Here is an 18712-nt window from a genome sequence, read left to right as displayed (position 1 = left end):
GCATTTTGCCCCGCAAAGCTTACGCGAGGGTGGTGGCCGGAGCTCTCCGCGGATCAGAAGCCGTGCTCGATCCGCGAATAGACCATCTCGGTGAAGGTGGAGATATGGGCGCCGATGAAGGAGCCGGAGACCGCCACGACCACGAGGATGACGACGATCTTCGGAACGAAGGTCAGCGTCGCCTCCTGGACCTGGGTCAGGGCCTGGATCAGCGCGATAACGATGCCGACCAGCATCCCGGCGCCGACCGCGGGTCCGCAGGCAACGAGGATGGTCCAGATCGCCGCCTGGACGATGTCGAGGGCGTCCCGCTCGTTCATGGCTAGCTGATCGTCAGGCCGGGGCCGACCGCGACCTTGGTGCCGTCCTCGAGGGTCGCGACCGAGCCGTTGCTGTTGATCGAGATCGACGCAACCTTGCCGGTGAAGGTCGCGCCGGTCGAGTCGGTGAAGCTGACGTTCTTCCCGATCAGTCCGTCCGCCTGCGACAGCGCCTGCGAGGACAGCAGCGAATCCAGCTTCGTATTGGTCTGCATCGCCTGCTCGACCGACGACAGCTGAGCGAACTGGCTCATATATTGCGACGTATCCATCGGATTGGTCGGATCCTGGTTCTTCATCTCGGCGATGAGGAGCTGCAGGAAGGTGTTATAGTCGACGGTGTTGTTCGACGTGGACGTGGTGGACGACGTCGAGCTCGTCGAATTGGTGCTGGTGGTATCGGTTGCGCTGGAAACGTTCATGTGCCTCTCCGCTGTTGTCAGGCAGCCTCGAATGGGGCTTCAGTGTTGGCGCCGGCCAGGATCGCCTGCTCCAGGGGAAACAGCGCCCGGATCCGCTTGAGCGCTTCGAAGTAGCGGGTTCCGCCGACCATCTCGTCGATCGCAGCGAGCCCGTCCAGCATCTCGCGGTTCTCGCACACGGCGAGCAGGGCTGCGTGGTGCTGCCCGTAGAGCGAGGCGGCAGCAGCGATATCCGTCGGATTCATCAGCATGAGCTGGACGATGAAATAGAGCTGGCGCATCGCCGTGGTGGCGTCGGAGGCCTGCATGACCTGCCCTTCCAGCAGGAACATCACGTCGTTGACGAGCTCGAGCGAGACCTTGCGGTCCACGCGCAGCACCGCGCCGTTGATGTAGACCCGTTCGCCCGCCCGCAAGGAAATCTTCATTAAAGCGCGTCTCGGATCATGCGGTTGATTTCGACGAGCTGCATCACGTCGCTCGAACGTTCTTCGCGAAGGCGATCGGCTTCCTTGACGACCCACAGGCCGATCGAGATGATGTCCGCGCGCAGCTGCTCGGGCAGTCCGTTCTCCGGATGCGCGAGATCCTCGATGAAGATGGTCCACAGCCGCCGGACGTAGAGCAGGCTCTGGACCTGATCCTCCCTGCTGTGGTGCTCCCTCTGGAGCCGCTCCAGCCGGTCGATGCCGAGGCTGAGCGCCTGTCGCTCGCGCCCCCGCGCCTCGTAGCCGCTGTCTTCAACGACCGTTTCGTAGGCTTCAAAAGTCATCCGGACAACTCTGCGCAGAAAATTGCAAGAAACTGAAAGCGAACTCGACCGACGCGCGGCTCAGAGATAGTTGATGAGGCTGATCTTCTGGAGCTGCGAGGTCAGCGCGAGCGCCGTCTGGATCTGGGTCTGCAGCGCATTGACGCGCACCGATGCCTCCGTCGGATCGACCTGCTCCATGCCGACGATCTGATTGTTCAGAATGTCCTTCTGGGTCTTGAGCTTGTCGGTCGCGGTGGTGAGGCGCTGCTGCACCGTGCCGACGCTGCCGCCGAGCGCAGCGAGGTCGGTGATGGCGCTGCCGACGAGGCCGATGGCCTTGTCAACCACGACCTGGAACGTCGACTGGTCGAGGTTCGCATTCCCGAGATCGGCCATCATCGTGTAGGCCTCGGCGAGCTTGCGGAAACCGGTCTGGTTGGCACTGACCGAAGTATCGGCGATCTCGGTGGTGGAGATGCGGCTCTGCATGACCTGGTCGGTGGCCGACGACCAGTTGGTGTTCCAGGCCGGGCTCGCGAACTCGGCATCGAAGGGACCGTTGAGGAAGCTCTGCATTTGAGCCGGGGTAATCGTGCTGACGCTGGCCGAGGATTGCGAGAAGCCGAAGGCCGCAAAGAAATCGCTATCGACCTGGTTCTTGCTGGCCGAGCCGGCGGCGTAAGCCGTGACCGGCTGGTTCTGCGTGTTGATGCCGGAGAACAGATACGAGCCGTTATAGGAGATGTTCAGCGCGCCGATCAGATCCTGGAGGTTGGAGGACGCAGGCGGCAGGATGATCCGCCCGCCGCCGTCGGTGCTGCGGGCCGCGATCAGGTCCTTGAGGAAGTCCGTTGCGGTCGTGCTGAGCTGGGTGATGCGGTCCTGGGTCACGTCCAGGCGTCCCGCGACGAGCCCGTTGGTATCGACGAGCTGGTCGGCGAAGCTCATGTCCGCGCGCAGGGTGACGTCGCCTCCCGTCGTGGCGCCGAGTTCCAGGCCGACATCGGCGAAGCGGCCGGTGGTCGCCTCCGTCGACGCCTTGCTCAGCGCGGCCTGGTTGCTCGTGATCGAATACCTCAACGACGAGGACAACATCAGGGTCGAAATGTAGTTGGCGCTCATCATGACTAATTCCCCACGGCGGCTAGCAAGGCTTGCAACATTTGGTCGACGGTCGAGATGATCTTCGACGACGCCGAATAGGTGCGCTCGACCTGGAGCATCAACGACATCTCGTCGTCCATGTTGACGCCATTGACGTTCGACAGCGCCGTCGTGCTGCGGTCGAGCAGCGTGCTCTGGTACTGTGAGTTGTCGTTGGCGGTCTTGCGCTGGTTTTCGATCCAGCTCGTCGACGACGCCGCATAGTCGATCAGGCTGCCGTTCGGCTTGCCCTGCGTGGTCGCATCGAACGGCTGCGACGCATCCATGTTGGTGATGAGCTGCTGAAGCCGGGTCGAATAGCCGCCGCTGCCGGCGGTGTTGTATTGATAGGCGACGTTGCCGCTGATCGCACCGTCGCGCAGCAGATTCGGGTTGCCGCCCTGCGCCGGATCGACCGATGCGGCAACCGAGATCGTACCGGCAAGGCCCACCGAGACGGTGGCGCTTGCAGGCATCGCCGGCGAGCCAGGATAGGTGAAGAGGCCGGGAACGTCGGGCAGCGACGCGCCCGACTGGTCGCTTTCCTTGAAAGTATTGATCAGGCCACGGGCGACTTCGTCGAGCTGGCTCTGATAGGTGACCGTGTCGGTGTCGCGCAATTGGGCGAGACCGGCGAGCTTGCCGGACTTGATCGGCATCACCGAATTGGGACCGGTCACGGGCACGCCGTCGATAAAGACCGCATTTCCGCTGATGTTCGCCGAATAGGACGTGGTCGGGGCGAAGCTCACCGCCCGCGCCGTCTTGTCGAACAGCACCACGCCGCTGTCGGTGTAGAGCGCGGCATCGCCGTTGGTGCGGATCGACATCGTGACGCCGACCTCCTGGGACAGCTTCGAGACGATGCTGTCGCGCTGGTCGAGATAATCGGTCACGTCGTCGCCGGCGATCGTCCCCTTCACGATTGCCGTATTGACGGTCTGGAACTGGGACAGCAGCTGGTTGATGTTCTGGACCGAAATATTCATGTCGGCATCCGCGCCTTCGCGGACCGACTGCACGGTCTGGGTTGCCTGGTTGAGCGCGGTCGCCATGTCCTTCGCGGACGTCACGGCGGCCTGGGCCAGCGTGGTGTTGTCCGGAGCGTTGGCATATTGTTGAAGCGCCTGCTTCAGCGCATTGAGCTGCGCCGTCGGCGACTGGTCGAGCTGCGGATCGTCCACCGTGGCAGACGCGATCTTCTGGAGACCGTCATAGATCGCGCTCTGCGTGGCCGCCGCGGAGGTCGCGGTCAGCACGTTGCTGTACAGACCCGAACTGGCCGCGCGCTGGATCGCCGCCACGTAGACGCCGGCGCCGGGAAGATTGTCCAGCACCGTGATCTTGCGCGAATAGCCCGTCGAACTGGCGCCGGCGATGTTGCGCGAGACGGTCGACGACTGGATGCCCGACGCCATGAGCGAATTGCGGGCGGAGTCGAGGGCTGACGTAAGGGACATGGCGTGCTCTTGAACGTTCTCTTGCCCGGGAAGGGCGCTGAAGAATTCAGCGCTTCAGGTTGACGACGACGTCGAGCAGATCAGCGCCGGTCTGGAACGACTTCGAGTTGGCGGTGAAGCCGCGCTGCGCCTCGATCATCGAGGTCAGTTCGTCCGCGAGATCGACGTTGGAATCTTCCAGCGCACCGGACTGGATGGTTCCGAGACCGCCCTGGCCGGCGAGGCCAACCTGCACGTTTCCGGAGTCCAGGTTCGGCGAATAGACGTTGCCGACCTCGGGCGTCAGATGGTCGGGGCTCGGCACGGTGGCGAGCGCGATCTGAAAGCTCGGCAGCTCGGTGCCGTTCTTGAGCACTGCGGTGACCACGCCCTTGCTGTCGATATTGACCTTGTCGACGGCGGACGGCGCGTTGCCGTCGACGGTCGCCTTGAAGTCGAAGCTCGACGCGACCTGGGTCATGGCCGAGAGGTCCATCGTGAAGGGATAAGTCGAGGCGCCGCTGGTAACGGTATACGAAAGCGTTTTCGGGCTCGCTGCAGCCAGAGCTCCCTTGCCGGTCGCCGTCGTGTCAAAGGTGAACGTGGTGGACCCCGTCGGAGCAAGCAGCGTCGATCCATTATAGGTCTGGATATCCCATGTGTTCGCACCGGTATTCTTCATGTAGACGTCGAGCGTCACGGGATTGCCGATATTGTCATAGGTCACCATCGACGTCTTCGAGGTGTAGTTGGTGGGGCTCGCCGGTCCTGCACCGCTCGTCGCACTCGGATCCAGATTGGCCGCGACGGTTGCCTTGGTCGAAGCCGAAGCCTGCAGCGCCATCTGGTTGACGTTGACGACCTGCAGGCCACCGAAGCCGTTGGCGGCGACGTTGGGCGCAGCACCATTCTGGATGTTGTAGCCCATCAGCTGGAAGCCGGCCGTGTTGACCAGGTTGCCCGAGCTGTCGGGCACGAACGAGCCGGCGCGCGTCAGGAAGTTGTTGCCGTTGGTGTCCTGCACGACGAAGAAGCCGTTGCCCTGGACCGCAAGGTCCGTCGTCGAGGTCGTGAACTGGAGGTTGCCGGGATCGGTGATGGCGTAGCGAACGGTGGTCTCGACCGCGCCGGAATCATAGTTGCCGGAGCCGCTCTTCAGGATCAGCGAGGAGAATTCCGTCGAAGCCCGCTTGTAGCCGACCGTGTTGACGTTCGCGATGTTGTCCGAGACCGTCGACAGCTTGTTGGACTGCGCGTTCATACCGGAAACGCCGGTGCGCATAACACCATACAGGCTCATGTAGTGGGCTCCTTTGACAGATTGTCGTTACAATGGGTGATCTTGCTTGCGCGGGGCTGATGATTGGCGGCGATGCACAACTTCATGCGACGCATCGTCGTTTTACTTCGTTGGCTCACGTTGTCTTGGGTTGGCAGAACGAGCGCGCCCTGTCGGTCCACGCACCGAAGCCGCTGGAGACGAGATGCGCGACGATGTGGCAGACGTAACGCTTCTGCGCCGGTTGATTGTTGGGGCCGGCGTTGTAGCGGGCGACCGCCATGGTCCAGCTTCCCTCGCGTTGCTTCAGCTCCTTGAGGAAGCGCGCGGCGTAGTCGACGTTCCTGGCCGGATCGAACATCGCGCGCACCGACGTGAACTTGTCGCCGTGAAAATAGTGGTTGATCTGCATGCAGCCGAGATCGATCAGCTTGATGCCCCTGGCTCGCATCGCTTCGAAATTCGCCATTGCATCATCCATGTCCTTGGCGAACACGGTCTGCCCTTCCGCACCGAGCGCGTAGGGATAGAGCGCGCCGCGCCGGCCGGTCTCGGTGAGACCGACGGCATAGAGAATGCCGAGCGGAATTCCGTGCTGCTGCGAGGCGCGCGCCATCTCACGCTCGCAGGGGCGCGCAGTGTCGGTCGCCGCCGCCTCGGCAGCGCCGGTGCTACAGATAAACAGGGCCGCGGCGAGTCTGCGGCGCCACGTCCTGGTCATGGCGTGCCTCCTGGTTGGGCTGCTGATCCTGCCGGGCTTGCCTGGCTCCGCCGTCCGACTGACCGGACGAAGTGCCCGCGCCGCCGAACGCGCCTTGCGACTGGGATGATTGCTGTTGCTGGCTCGCAAGCTGAGGCTGCGACTGCGGCTGGCCGGATCCGGCCTGGAATCCATCGAGCGAGCCGTGCTGTACGGGTGCGACGTCAGCCACGTAGCCCGCCGACTGCATCAGGTCGCGAATCTGGTCGCGCTGCTGATCCAGCATCGTGCTGGTGTCCTTGCGTTGGGCGGCGAGCTGAACCGACACCTCGGTGCCGACGAGGCGAAGGCGCACGGTGACATTGCCGAGATCCGGCGGCTCGAGATTGACGGTGAGGATCTTGACCGGCTGATCCGGCGCATTGCTCTGCGCGCCGACAAGATCGGCCGCGGCGGACGCAGTCGGCGCGGGCGAGCTCTTCAGGTCCGACACCACGGCGTTCGCGACCTGCTGGCTCGCGCTGAACTGCTGCACGGGAGGCAGATGCGTCTCCTGCTGGACCACCGTGACCTTGGTCGTTTCGGGCAACGCGTCGCGGCCCGCGGACTTTGCAGCGCGCTCGACATTCGCCGTGACGGCTTCGAACCCGGATGTGGTGGCGGGCATGGCTTTCGGTTGAACGTCGCTGTCATCCGGCATCGCCTGAAGGGGCACCGCGGCCGGCTGTGGGCGCGGCCCGGAGACATCGGCCGTGGAGCGCGGCGCAACGGTCGACGGCGCGACGGCGGATCGCGCGACATCTGCCGTCACAGCCTTTGCGTCGGTGATGCCCTGAACGTCGCGTTTCGCTGTGGCGGGTCGTTCGTCGCGGGCCGAGATGTCCTTCTTGTCGTTCGACGGTTGCGGCGTCTGCATCGTCACGGCCTGCGCGGCGGCGAGCTCCTGCCCCACGATGGTCGGAAGGTTCAATCTGCTCGGAACGTCCGCCTTTGCCGTTTGATCGACCGGGTCTTTCTTGGCCGACGATTTGGGCTCTTCGGTGCGCTCATGCACCGGCTCGTCCTTCGGTGTGTCGGGCTCGGTCAGTTGAACCAGGCGCGGGCGTACCGTAGCGGCCTTTGCGCTGGCGTCGCTCCCCTGATCGTCCAGCGCCCGCTTGGCCATGTTCGAGACGGTGTGAAGCAGATCGTGAAACGATGAATCGTCCGCCGTTTTCGCCCCCGTCGTCGCAGTACCCTTCGCCGAGCGCGACACCCCTCGCGTAAGACTTTCGGCGAGGCCTGCGAACAACTGTCCGGACGTTCCGCTAAGCTTGGTCATGGACGGCGATCCTTGGTGAGAAGCTCCAGTTCGCCGAGCTGCGTCTGTGCGCGCGCGAGCATTGCGTTCGACGACGCCAGATCGATCCGGGCCGGCGTGGGCGGCGGCTTGTCGGCCGACATGACGGCGGTCGGACCCGCAATCGGCTTGCGGACGTCGAGCGCGAGCTGGAGGGTTGCATTGAGAAGAAGGACGTCGCGCTCCGCCAACTTCGCCCGATCGAGCGCTTTCAGCTCGGCAATGCCGCCATCATATTCGTCAGTGAGCGCGCGGGACGTGCCGCGGTAGAAATGTGCACGCTCGCGATCGGGCGTGGCATCGGCGCTGAGCGTCAGCGCCCGTTCGCCTGCGAGCCGGGTCACGACGAGCTTGCCGCGAACCAACGCGCCGCGCGCGATTACCAGATAGAGCTTGAGGCGGCTGGCGCGGTCGATCTGTTCCAGCAGCCCCGCGACCCGCGCAAAGCGGCGATCATCCAGCGCAAGACTCGATTGCGTCAGCCCGGTGGAGAAGCGTTGCCAGAAGTCGCCGGCATAGACCGAGTTGCGGTAGTGGCGGATATAGGCCAGCGTCAGGAACTCGAACTTGTCGAAATCCTCCGCCTGCCCGACCAGCAGGATCTCGCGTCGCAGCGCCGCTTCTTCGACCAGCGTGCCCGGCAGCAGCAGGCGCGCGTCGTCGAGACGCTCGATCGCAAGCGATGCCTCGGAACGCGCGAACAGCGCGCCCTGAACCAGTGCGACCTGCCCGCCCATGCCGGACGAGAGCGTGCGCGGCTTGACGTCCTTGAGCAGGTCCTTCGCCTCGTCCTGCCGACCTTCGACATAAGCGAGCGCGCCGTCGAACAACCGCGAATCTACATTGATCTTGTCGCGCGGCAGCTTGCGGACGATCTGTGGGGCGCCGCCGCTGAGCAGATAGATCACGACCGCCTGGCCGTTCTGCGGATTGCTCCACACGCTCGCGTCGGCGGCGAGAAATTTTTCGCCGATCTGCCGGATCAGCGCGATGTGGCTGGCATGCGCCGCGGTGTCGCCATTGGCGATGCCGTCCTGCACCGCCTGCAGCGTGCGGACGAGCTCAAACGGCTCCCCGGACGGAGCCGTCGGTTCGGCAGATGCGCGTGTCGCTGCGAGCGACAGCACGATCAGCAGCCCGGCGCGGAGCAGCGGCCTGGTCAAGGGCGCTTCTCCCGGATCAGGATCTCGATACGCCGGTTTTGCGCGGCAGCGGGATCGTTCGGAAGCTTTGGCCGGCGGTCGGCATAGCCTTCGACATGCTCGATCCGCTGCGCATCGATGCCGGAGCGAACCAGCATGTAGTAAGCCATCTGCGCGCGCGCGGTGGACAGCCGCCAATTGTCGTAATTGTCCGACTTGTAGGGCCGGTTATCGGTATGACCGCGGACGATGATCATGCCGCGGCGCTTCGCGATCAGAGGTCCGATCTTGTCGATGACGCGAACGAGCTCGGGCCGCGGCTCGGCCGACCCGACCGCGAACATGCCGAAGCTCGCATCGTCGGTCAGGCTGACCAGCAGCCCCTCCTCGACCTGGCGGACCTCGGCCACCGGCCCGGCGCCGGCCTTGATATCCGACAGGGCATCGGCGATCGCAGATTGAAGCTGCTTGACGGTCGGCTGCTGGGTCTGGGCCGCGTCACGCGGCTCGGATTCCTTCGGAGCGTCGGTGAGACGTGCCTGCGGCGCGGCGTTGGCCTGAAGGTTGGCCTGCGTGTTCGGCTGAACGTTAGCGTCACGCACAGACGATGATGGCGCCGGTCCCGGCGGCAACAACGGCGACTGGCTCGCGGTCGACGCCTGCGCATCGGGGGCCACGCTGCCACCGGCGTCATCGGTTTTGCCACGGCGCGGCTCGCCCTGATTTGTGCCGGCCGAATTGTCGCGTGCGGAAGCATTCGGCTTCGGCTCGCCCTCCATGATCCGATCCGCTTCCTTCGCGGCCTCGGGCGCAAGCTTCCAATAGCCGGGATCGAACGGATCGCGATAGGCGTCGCCGCCCTTGAGGCCATCTTCTTCCGCGGAAGTCGTCGCACCGGCGCGCCGCTGGCCCGAGGCCTGGTTCGAGCTGGCCGCGATTTCGGCGAGCGTTGCATAGGGATCGCGGAACAGAACCTTCTCTTCGTAGAACGGCGGCTTTTCGGCCGTCGGCGAGTCGCCGCGGCGCTCCTCGTTCGGCCCGGACGGCTGGCGCTTGCCATCCTGTCCCTCGAACGTCGTCGGCTCCTTCTTGGTGAGGTCCTTCAGTCCCTTCGGCGCGGGTGCGTTTTCCGCGAGCTTGATCGGGTTGAAGTAGCTTGCAACGACCTGCTTCTGGTCCTGGTTGAGCGCATTGAGCAGCCACATCACCAGGAAGAACGCCATCATCGCGGTCATGAAGTCCGCATAGGCGATCTTCCAAACGCCGCCGTGCGCCTTCTCGTCCTCGAAAGCGCTCCGCCGGCGGATAATGACGAGCTCGTGCTTGACCTCCTCCATGGTGAAACTACCGGCGCGCCTCTTTCAGCCGATCCATCCACGTCGAGATCTGCGTCTCGATCGTGGTCTGATCGGCGAGGACGCGAACCTCAACGGTGTCGGCGGACTGGTATTCGACGCCGGAGCGGCCGGCCAGATTGAGCTGCGTCCTGACGAGATCGATGAGCTCGCTCGGTCCAGTGACGCGGAATGCCGGCACCGGCGAATTCGAGGTCAGCGCCGAGATCTGCTCGACCAGGGATCCGATCGCCTTGTCGCGGACCGCATCGGCGAGGAACGGCAGCAATATCCGCGCGACCGAGCTCGCAATGTTGCTCTCGATCTCGCGGCAGGCGGCGTCAAAACCGTTGACGATCGCGACCGCCTGCTGGTCGGACCATTTGGCCCGCTCCTCGCCGAGCCGGATCGCGCTGCGAACGCGCTCCTCGGCGAGCTTGGCTTCGCCTTCCGCAAGACCCGCAGTATGGCCGCGTCGATAGGCGTCTTCGAGCAGATTGACCGGCGCGGCTTCCGGCGCGGGCGCCGGAGGCGGCTGAAGTTGAGGCTGCGCCTGCGGCTGACGCTGCGCTTGAGGCTGCGGCTGCGCTTGCGGCTCGCGCCGAAGCTCCTTTCTCGTCAGGACATCCTGGATCTTCGGCGGCGGCGGTGGCGGTGGCGACTTGGCCCGGCCATTCGCATCGAATTGCGTCAGGAGTTTTCCGATTGCCGCGTTCATGCCGCCTCCTCGCGTCGCATCCAGTCTTTAAGGATTGCTGCCGCCTGCATCTGATCGAGGCGAACGATCTGCTCCAGCCGCTTCTGCGGCGTTCGCTGCATCTTGCCTTCGAGGTCCTCGACGAGGTTGAGCTCGGGATCCTGGCTGTCTGCCAATGCGAGGGCCGTGGCGGCCTCGAGCTCGGCGGCCTCGGCCGCCTCGGTCTGTTCCTGCGCGGCGCGATGGGTCAGGATGCCGTTGACCGCGGGCCGAAGCCCGAACCAGACCAGCATCGAGGCGACGGCCAGGATCGTCACCGCATTGATGACGCTGCCGAGCTGCTTGTTCATCATCTCGACGAAGCTGATCGGCGGCACCGGCGCGAGTTCGCGCGAGCCTTCCACGAAGTCGACCGCAGTCACCTGGATCTGGTCGCCGCGCGCCTTGTCCAGTCCGCCTGCGGTCGCTGCGAGCTGGCTGATCTCGGCGAGCTTGCTGTCGACGATGGCCTGGTTGGTCTTGTCGCCGAGATCGGCGACGAGCCGCGCGCGATTGACCAGGACGGCGATGAAGAGCTTCTTGACCGAATAGCCATCGCTGACCGTCGTCGTGGTCTTGGATGAGACCTCGAAATTGGTGACGTCCTCGCGGCGCGTCTTGTCCTCGCTGGAGTTCTTGGTGCCGCCGGCGTTGACCTGCTGGTCCGGAAGGTTCTGCTGGACGGTCGTCGGCGTCGAGCGATCCGCGTTCGACGACTTTTCATTTTCGCGGACATTGCGGACCGAACGCTCGGCCCGGGTCTCGGGATCGTAGACCGTCTCGTTGATCTGGCGCTTGTCGGTGGAGAGCTGGGGCGCGACGCTGACCTCGAAATTGTCCAGGCCGAGATAGGGCGTCAGCGCCTTGCGGATGTTTTCCTGCACCATTCCGCCGACGGTCTTCTGCAGGCTCGCCATCTTGGTCGGCGCGGCGCTGGCCTCGTCCTCTTCGGCCAGCAGCATCGAGCCGTCGGCGTCGAGCACGGTGACCTTGTCGCGCGTCATGCCGGGAATGGCGGCCGCGACGAGGTGGCGGATCGACTGCGCCGTGCGCGCCTCGATCGCACCGTCGGTGCGCAGCACAACCGATGCGGAGGGCGGCTGCTGCGTCGCACGGAACGAGCCGCGCACCGGCATCACGATGTGCACCCGCGCTGCCTTGACGCCCTTCATCAGCTGAACGGTGCGCGCGATCTCACCCTCGAGCGCGCGGAGCTTCGTGACCTCCTGCATGAAGGAGGTCAGCCCAAGCGACCCGATCTTGTCGAACAGCTCGTAGCCGGCATTGGCGCTGGTCGGCAGCCCCTTCTCCGCCAGCAGCATTCGCGCCTGTGCGGTCTGGCTCGGCCGCACCGAGACGGTATCGCCGGCGGCGTTGATATCGAAGGCAATGTTCTGCTCGCGCAGCGCGGCGCCGATACGCGTCACGTCTTCACGGGTCAGGCCGGTGTAGAGGGATTCGAATTCCGGCCGGCTCAGATAATAAGCACCCCCGACCACGGTGACGAGGACGGCGAAGCCGATCAGTCCCAAGGCCATCAGACGTCGCGGCCCAAGTTCCAGCAGATTGTTGAGCAGCTGCTGTAGCTGCGCGCGACTGAGCATATGACCTCGTACCAATGCGAACGGTGAGGACACTCCGCTGTCAACCTTGTCTGAAGGTTGCGCGCAAACGCGAATGTGTCGCTTCGCAGGCGAGGCGTTGCAATTTTACAAGAACTTTGGGCGACGCAGGCAGGTCAATGGCACGGACGGACGATCGAACGCGTGACCGCGTGATCGGCTGCAGCCTATGGCATCAGGTCTGGGCGTCGGGGGGCGACTACGGGCACATCATGTGCCGTCACTTCCGCCACTCACGGCGGGGACCGTGCTCCCGTGGGAGCACGGTCGTGTTCGAAGCGCGAGCTTACTTGAACAGCGAGAGGATGCTCTGGCTGTTCTGGTTGGCGATCGAGAGCGCCTGAACGCCGAGCTGTTGCTGGGTCTGGAGCGCCTGGAGGCGGGTGGATTCCGCGTTCATGTCGGCGTCGACGAGCTGACCGACACCGCGCGTCACCGAGTCCATCAGGGTCTTGACGAAGTCGGTGTTGGTGGCGATGCGGTTCTTGACAGCACCGAGGTCGGCAGCGGCCGAAGCCACTGAATTGAGCGCGGTGGTGACCGCCGTGATGTAGCTGCTGAGTGTAGCCTGGTCGGTCGCCGCATCGGTCAGCGAGGTGATGTCGATCGTGTCGATCGACGCGCCGCCGCTCACCGTATCCAGGATGCCGGTGGTGGACGTGCTGTAGAGCGAGTATTTGGAGATCGTCAAGGTGATCGAGCCGATGGTCGGCGTGCCACTGACGCGGGAGAACGACGACACGAGGTCGAAGGTCGCGGGCGTTGCCGTTGTCACGCTCAGCCAGTTCACGCCGTTGAAGGTTGCCGCATCGGCGGTGCCCTTCATCTGTTGCTGGATCTGGGTGATATCGGCCTGGATCTTGGTGCGGTCGATACCGGCGGTCTTGGCTTCGACCAGCAACGCCTGCAGCTTGGTCAGGCCGCCGGTGCTGTCACCGACAACCGCGGTCAAAGCGGTATATTCGGTGTCGACAGTCGCAGCCGACAGACCGAGCGAGTCGGAGACGGCGGAGAGCGCGGCGTTGTCGGCGCGCATCGAGGTCGCGATCGACCAATAGGCGGCGTTGTCCGAAGCGGTGGCCACGCGCTGACCGGTCGAGATCCGGTTTTCAGTGGTCTGGAGGCTGGAGCTGACGTTGCGCAGCGTCTGCAGCGCGGTCATTGCCGCGGAGTTGGTGAGCAGGCTAGAACTCATGTTCGACGTCCCCTTGAAAACGATTTGAAATTTTTGGGACATACCGGGCTTGCACCGGTACGGCAGAACGGCATCATGCCTTTGAGCTGCGAAAAAGCACGCTCAACCTGTCGTAACGGCGGCGATAGCACGCGAAGTTTGCGCGAGGCTTGTGGCTCTGTGACCGGACCGCAATCCGAGGCGCGAAATCGCACCTTTGACGCACGAACGACGCACGCCAAAATGAAAGGGGCCGCGCTTCTCGCGAAGCGCGGCCCCCTCAGATGGTTTTCAGGCTTAACGGAACAGCGAGAGGATGCTCTGGCTGTTCTGGTTGGCGATCGAGAGCGCCTGAACGCCGAGCTGCTGCTGGGTCTGCAGCGCCTGGAGGCGGGTGGATTCCGCGTTCATGTCGGCATCGACGAGCTGGCCGACACCGCGATTCACCGAGTCCATCAAGGTCTTGACGAAGTCAGTGTTGGTCGAGATGCGGTTCTTGACGGCGCCGAGGTCCGCGGCGGCCGAAGCCACCGAGTTGATCGCAGCAGTCACCTGCGTGATGTAGGCGCTGAGCGTGGCCTGGTCGGTCGCCGCGTCGGTCAGCGAGGTGATGTCGATCGTGTTGACCGACGCACCGCCGCTCACCGTATCCAGGATGCCGGTGGTGGACGTGCTGTAGAGCGAGTACTTGTTGATCGTCAGGGTGATGGAGCCGATGGTCGGCGTGCCACCAACGCGGGAGAACGACGACACGAGGTCGAAGGTCGCCGGCGTTGCCGTCGTCACGCTGAGCCAGTTCACACCGTTGAAGGTTGCCGCATCGGCAGTGCCCTTCATCTGCTGCTGGATCTGGGTGATGTCGGCCTGGATCTTGGTGCGGTCGATACCGGCGGTCTTGGCTTCGACCAGCAGCGCCTGCAGCTTGGTCAGGCCGCCGGTGCTGTCGCCGACAACCGCGGTCAGAGCGGTATATTCGGTGTCGACGGTCGCGGCCGACAGACCGAGCGAGTCGGAGACGGCGGAGAGTGCGGCGTTGTCGGCGCGCATCGAGGTCGCGATCGACCAGTAGGCGGCGTTGTCCGAAGCCGTGGCCACGCGCTGACCGGTGGAGATGCGGTTTTCGGTGGTCTGGAGGTTGGAGCTGACGTTGCGGAGGGTCTGCAGCGCCGTCATTGCTGCGGAGTTGGTAAGAAGGCTTGAACCCATTTTGATGTCCCTTTGAAGATTGAGTTGTTTGGGGACATACCGGACTTGCACCGGTACGACAGGGCGGCGTCATGCCTTTGGGCTGCGGAAAAGCGGTTAGGCCCAACCTGTCGTAGCGGCGACCGTAACGCTCGAAGCTTGTGTGGGGCTTGTGGCTCTGTGTCGTAGCTGCAACAGGGCAGCCGAAATTTCAGCGCGCACGGAAGGTCACGCCAAACGAAAAGGCCGCGCTTCGCGAGAAGCGCGGCCCTCTCCCAGATGGTTTCAGGCTTAGCGGAACAGCGAGAGGATGCTCTGGCTGCTGCCGTTGGCGATCGAGAGCGCCTGGACGCCGAGCTGCTGCTGGACCTGGAGAGCCGACAAGCGGGTGGACTCCTGGTTCATGTCAGCGTCGACGAGCTGGCCGATACCGCGATCAACCGAGTCCATCAGCGACTTCACGAAGTCCGTGTTGGTCGAGATACGGTTCTTGACGGCACCGAGGTTGGCGGCGGCGGAGGCCACCGAGTTGATCGCAGCGGTGACCTTCGCGATGTAGGTATCGAGCGTGGCTTGGTCAGTTGCCGCGTCGGTCAGCGTGGAGATGTCGATCGTGTTGACCGACGCACCGCCGCTCACCGTATCGAGGATGCCGGTGGTGGACGTGCTATAGAGCGCATAGGTGGCAGTCGTCAGCGCGATGGAGCCCGTGGTCGGCGTGCCGCCGACGCGGGAGTACGACGACACCAGGTCAACCGTTGCCGGCGTGGAGGAGGTCGCGCTCAGCCAGTTCACGCCGTTGAAGGTCGCCGCATCCGCGGTACCCTTCATCTGCTGCTGGATCTGGGTGACGTCCGCCTGGATCTTCGTGCGGTCGATACCGGCCGTCTTGGCTTCGACCAGCAGCGACTGCAGCTTGGTCAGGCCGCCGGTGCTGTCACCGACAACCGAGGTCAGAGCGGTGTATTCGGTGTCGACGGTCGCGGCCGACAGACCGAGCGAGTCGGAGACCGCGGAGAGCGCGGCGTTATCGGCGCGCATCGAGGTGGCGATCGACCAGTAGGCAGCGTTGTCCGAAGCGGTCGAGACGCGCTGGCCGGTGGAGATGCGGGTCTGCGTGGTGGCGAGTTGGGAGCTCACAGACCGCAGGGTCTGGAGGGCGGTCATAGCGGTCGAGTTCGTAAGCAGGCTTGACATTGCGAATGTCCCTTTGATGTACGCGTTACATTTTCACGAGGGGACATACCGGGCTTTCACCGGTACGGAGGGGCGGCATCATGCCTTTGGACTGATGTGGGTGGGGTCCAACCCGCCGTGCCGCATTGCTAGCACGTCGAATCTTGCTTCCGAATTAAGACGAGCTTGAATTCTGTAGCAAAATCATATGGTTAACATTACGCTTTGCTAACCTTAACCAACCGTTAGGGCGATGATCGCTCTTACGAGAACGATCGCACCAGTCCGGAGGCGAGCAGGTTCCAGCCGTCGATCAGCACGAAGAACAGCACCTTGAACGGCAGCGCGAGGATCGACGGCGGCATCATCATCATGCCCATCGACATGGTCAGCGTCGCCACGATCATGTCGATGACCAGGAATGGCAGGATGATGAGGAAGCCGATTTCGAACGAACGCCGGAGCTCGGAGATCATGAACGCTGGAATGATGACGCGCATGTCGATGCGCTTGTCGTCGAACTTCTTGCGGAAGCTTTCCGCGGCGAGCGATTCGAACGTCTGCAGGTCCTTGTCGCGGACGTGGGCCAGCATGAACTCGCGGAAGGGGTCGCTGATCTTCAGATAAGCCTCCTCCTCCGAGATCTCGTTCTTCATCAGCGGCTGCACGCCGGTTTCCCAGGCGCGATCGAAGGTCGGCGCCATGACGTAGAAGGTCATGAACATGGCGAGGCTGATCAGCACGAGATTCGGCGGCGTCGTCTGAAGGCCAAGGCCGGCGCGCAGGAACGAGAGCGCAACGGCGAAGCGCGTGAAGCTCGTCACCATGATGAGCAGCCCCGGTGCGACGGACAGCACCGTCAGCAGCGCCATGAGCTGGATGATGCGGCCACTGGTCGAGCCGTTGCCCGGCGGCAGCAGCGAATTGAGGTCCGGGATCTGGGCGAACGCTACCTCGGGCAGCACGACCAGGAGCAACGCAATCAGCAGGACTCTCAGTTTCACTGGATCACCAACGTCTCAATGATCAATTCACGGACCTTGCCGGACGAGCGGATGCTGGCGCGTTCCGACAGGTCGTCGCGCAGATGCTGGAGCCCGCGCGTGCCTTCGAACTGCGTGACCGAGGCGGACCGCAAGTAAGTGACGATGTCTTCGCTGATATGAGCGGCCAGAATGCCGGCATCCTCGTCGCTCATGCTGTCGGTCACCATGGAGGCTTCGACCCGGGCCCAATTGTTGGCCGGCGCCGCGAGATTGGTCACGATCGGAGACAGCTTCCTGAGCCGCGCGCTGCCGGCGTAGCTCGAGGCGATCGGCGGCGGGGTGGCGCCCTTCTTTGCATCCGCGACGCGTTCGGCTGCGGCGAACAGGTGCAAGCCCGCAAGCGCGCCCGCGCCGATCGCGACCAGGGTCAGCACGAGGATGGCGGCAATCAGGCGCATGACGCCCCCTGCTCCCACGACGCGCGAGCCTCAGAACGGTGCCACGGCATCATAGATCCGGTGACCCCATCCAGGTTGCTGCACGTCAGACAGATTTCCGCGACCGCCATAGGACACGCGCGCCTCGGCGATCTTCTCGTAGGAGATGGTGTTGGTTCGCGAAATATCGCGTGGGCGCACGATACCGCCGACATTGAGCACGCGCATCTCCGTGTTGATACCGAACTCCTGCGACCCGCTGATCATCATATTTCCGTTCGGCAACACGTCGGTGACGACGGCGGCGATGGAAAGCTTGATGTCCTCGGAGCGGTCGATCTGGCCGTTGCCCTTGATCTGGGTATTGGTGTTGAGGTTGGCGTTGGTCTGGCCCTTGTCCTGCCATCCTGCGACGTCCATCAGCCAGTTCAGCCCGAACTGGATCTGCGAATCGCGCGAGCGGTCGGTCTTGTTGTCGAGCTTGGCCTTGTCCTGCATCGAGATGATCACCGTCACGACGTCGCCGACGCGCCGGGCGCGCGGATCGCGGTAGAGGTCGGTGCCGTCATCCCAGGTCGAGCGATAGCTGACCGGCGTGCGCATGCGGGGCGTCACCGGGATCGGTTCGGCCGGCGTCCTCAGCCCGCTGCCCACGGGCGACAGTTTCGGCCCGGTCAGGATTTCTGCCGGATCGTGGGAGCATCCGCCGAGAAGCACGAGCGACAGGAGGAGGATCGGCTTCTTCATTACTTGGTCTTCCCGTCATCCACGCGACGCATTCCACCGAGCAGGTCGGCGAGATGTGCTGCGCGCCCGGTCTCCATCTCGTTGAAAATCGCGCTCGAGCTCCTCGGGCTGAGCTTTGCGAGCACCGCCGCAGCCGTCTCGTCCGCCATGCCGGCGATCTGGGTCGCGGCAGCGTCCGGTTTCATGCGCGAATAGATCTCGACGACGCTCGCTTCCGCTTTCTTCAGGAAGTCGTCGCGCAGGGCCATCCACTTTTCGTATTCGGCGCGCTTGGCCTCGACTTCGGCGATCCGCTCCCGCAGCAGGCTCTCGGCCTTCTCCAGCTCTTTCAGCTGCCAGGCGAGCCTGGCATCGACGGCGGGGTCGGCCACGTTGCTGCAGAACAGCGCAACTTCATTGTCACCGGGCGCAGCAGCCTGAGCCGGCGCCGGTTTCGGCGGGGCGGTGATGCTGCCGGACTTCGCCGGGCGCGTCGGCACGGGTGCTGGTGCAGGCGCCGGCGGAGCAGCCGCCGTCGGAACCGCTCCCGTGATTGCAGGACCCGAATCCTCGGCCGCCCAGGCGGTTGCCTGTGAATTATCGCCCGGGACCGGCGTCGCCGCCACGTGCGGCCTCTGCGGCCCGGGCGCGCGAGCGCGTGCGAAGGAAAGCAGATTGAGCGGCTTCGACGGCTTCGGCTCATCCAGCGCCAGCGCCGGCGACGTGCCTGCGAGCGCGAACATCGCGGCCAGGAGAAGAAGTTGCGCTATGTGATCCAGCTTCAGCATCGGCTCGCGT

At 64.1% G+C, this 18712-nt stretch carries 20 protein-coding genes; all 20 read right to left on the bottom strand.

Annotated features, from left to right (window positions below; translation table 11 throughout):
• Positions 1–53: 53 nt before the first annotated feature.
• Positions 54–320, bottom strand: a complete 267-nt coding sequence (fliQ, locus tag QA645_RS10125) for a flagellar biosynthesis protein FliQ (RefSeq protein WP_254133667.1) — start codon at positions 318–320, stop codon at positions 54–56.
• A 2-nt stretch (positions 321–322) separates the two neighbouring features.
• Positions 323–742 carry a flagellar hook assembly protein FlgD gene (gene flgD, locus QA645_RS10120; RefSeq protein ID WP_254195121.1) on the bottom strand — a complete coding sequence of 140 codons (420 nt, stop codon included), beginning with the start codon at positions 740–742 and terminating at the stop codon, positions 323–325.
• Between the two features lie 17 nt (positions 743–759).
• A complete protein-coding gene (gene flbT / locus QA645_RS10115; protein WP_254133669.1) occupies positions 760–1170 on the bottom strand; it encodes a flagellar biosynthesis repressor FlbT in 411 nt (136 codons plus the stop codon).
• Entirely contained in the window at positions 1170–1514 is a 345-nt protein-coding gene (gene flaF, locus QA645_RS10110; protein WP_254133670.1) for a flagellar biosynthesis regulator FlaF, read from the bottom strand. The genes flbT and flaF overlap by 1 nt, the downstream gene beginning before the upstream one ends.
• 60 nt (positions 1515–1574) lie before the next feature.
• Positions 1575–2621 carry a flagellar hook-associated family protein gene (locus QA645_RS10105; protein WP_254133671.1) on the bottom strand — a complete coding sequence of 349 codons (1047 nt, stop codon included), beginning with the start codon at positions 2619–2621 and terminating at the stop codon, positions 1575–1577.
• A gap of 2 nt (positions 2622–2623) precedes the next feature.
• Entirely contained in the window at positions 2624–4099 is a 1476-nt protein-coding gene (flgK, locus tag QA645_RS10100; RefSeq protein WP_254133672.1) for a flagellar hook-associated protein FlgK, read from the bottom strand.
• Positions 4100–4145: 46 nt separating this feature from the next.
• A complete protein-coding gene (locus QA645_RS10095) occupies positions 4146–5378 on the bottom strand; it encodes a flagellar hook protein FlgE (RefSeq protein ID WP_254195124.1) in 1233 nt (410 codons plus the stop codon).
• Positions 5379–5493: 115 nt separating this feature from the next.
• A complete protein-coding gene (locus tag QA645_RS10090; protein ID WP_283049929.1) occupies positions 5494–6078 on the bottom strand; it encodes a transglycosylase SLT domain-containing protein in 585 nt (194 codons plus the stop codon).
• Entirely contained in the window at positions 6029–7378 is a 1350-nt protein-coding gene (locus tag QA645_RS10085; protein ID WP_283049928.1) for a flagellar hook-length control protein FliK, read from the bottom strand. The genes QA645_RS10090 and QA645_RS10085 overlap by 50 nt, the downstream gene beginning before the upstream one ends.
• On the bottom strand, positions 7375–8559 hold the full coding sequence (locus tag QA645_RS10080; RefSeq protein WP_283049926.1) for a chemotaxis protein: 1185 nt from the start codon (positions 8557–8559) through the stop codon (positions 7375–7377). Before QA645_RS10080 ends, QA645_RS10085 begins: the two co-directional genes overlap by 4 nt.
• Complete coding sequence (locus QA645_RS10075; RefSeq protein WP_254195128.1) at positions 8556–9875, bottom strand: MotB family protein; 1320 nt, start codon at positions 9873–9875, stop codon at positions 8556–8558. Before QA645_RS10075 ends, QA645_RS10080 begins: the two co-directional genes overlap by 4 nt.
• Before the next feature lie 7 nt (positions 9876–9882).
• Positions 9883–10590, bottom strand: coding sequence for a hypothetical protein (locus tag QA645_RS10070; protein WP_254195129.1), 708 nt, complete (start codon positions 10588–10590; stop codon positions 9883–9885).
• On the bottom strand, positions 10587–12212 hold the full coding sequence (gene fliF, locus QA645_RS10065) for a flagellar basal-body MS-ring/collar protein FliF (protein WP_254195130.1): 1626 nt from the start codon (positions 12210–12212) through the stop codon (positions 10587–10589). Before fliF ends, QA645_RS10070 begins: the two co-directional genes overlap by 4 nt.
• 304 nt (positions 12213–12516) lie before the next feature.
• Positions 12517–13425: a flagellin gene (locus QA645_RS10060; protein WP_254133680.1), complete on the bottom strand. Its 909-nt coding sequence runs from the start codon at positions 13423–13425 to the stop codon at positions 12517–12519.
• 276 nt (positions 13426–13701) lie between these two features.
• Positions 13702–14610 (bottom strand): flagellin, encoded by a 909-nt coding sequence (locus QA645_RS10055; RefSeq protein ID WP_254133681.1) that lies wholly within the window; start codon positions 14608–14610, stop codon positions 13702–13704.
• A gap of 270 nt (positions 14611–14880) precedes the next feature.
• Positions 14881–15786 (bottom strand): flagellin, encoded by a 906-nt coding sequence (locus QA645_RS10050; protein WP_254133682.1) that lies wholly within the window; start codon positions 15784–15786, stop codon positions 14881–14883.
• 242 nt (positions 15787–16028) lie between these two features.
• Positions 16029–16769 carry a flagellar type III secretion system pore protein FliP gene (gene fliP / locus QA645_RS10045; RefSeq protein ID WP_283049922.1) on the bottom strand — a complete coding sequence of 247 codons (741 nt, stop codon included), beginning with the start codon at positions 16767–16769 and terminating at the stop codon, positions 16029–16031.
• The gene (locus QA645_RS10040) at positions 16766–17209 is read right to left on the bottom strand and encodes a flagellar basal body-associated FliL family protein (protein WP_148772957.1); all 444 of its coding nucleotides are present in this window, start codon (positions 17207–17209) and stop codon (positions 16766–16768) included. Before QA645_RS10040 ends, fliP begins: the two co-directional genes overlap by 4 nt.
• A 30-nt stretch (positions 17210–17239) precedes the next feature.
• Complete coding sequence (flgH, locus tag QA645_RS10035; RefSeq protein WP_254133684.1) at positions 17240–17935, bottom strand: flagellar basal body L-ring protein FlgH; 696 nt, start codon at positions 17933–17935, stop codon at positions 17240–17242.
• Positions 17935–18702 (bottom strand): MotE family protein, encoded by a 768-nt coding sequence (locus tag QA645_RS10030; RefSeq protein WP_283049919.1) that lies wholly within the window; start codon positions 18700–18702, stop codon positions 17935–17937. The genes flgH and QA645_RS10030 overlap by 1 nt, the downstream gene beginning before the upstream one ends.
• Between the last annotated feature and the right edge of the window lie 10 nt (positions 18703–18712).

Source organism: Bradyrhizobium sp. CIAT3101, assembly GCF_029714945.1.
Classification (GTDB): Bacteria; Pseudomonadota; Alphaproteobacteria; order Rhizobiales; family Xanthobacteraceae; genus Bradyrhizobium.
Note: the sequence above shows the minus strand (reverse complement) of the source record. Positions and strands in the feature narration are given on the sequence as shown.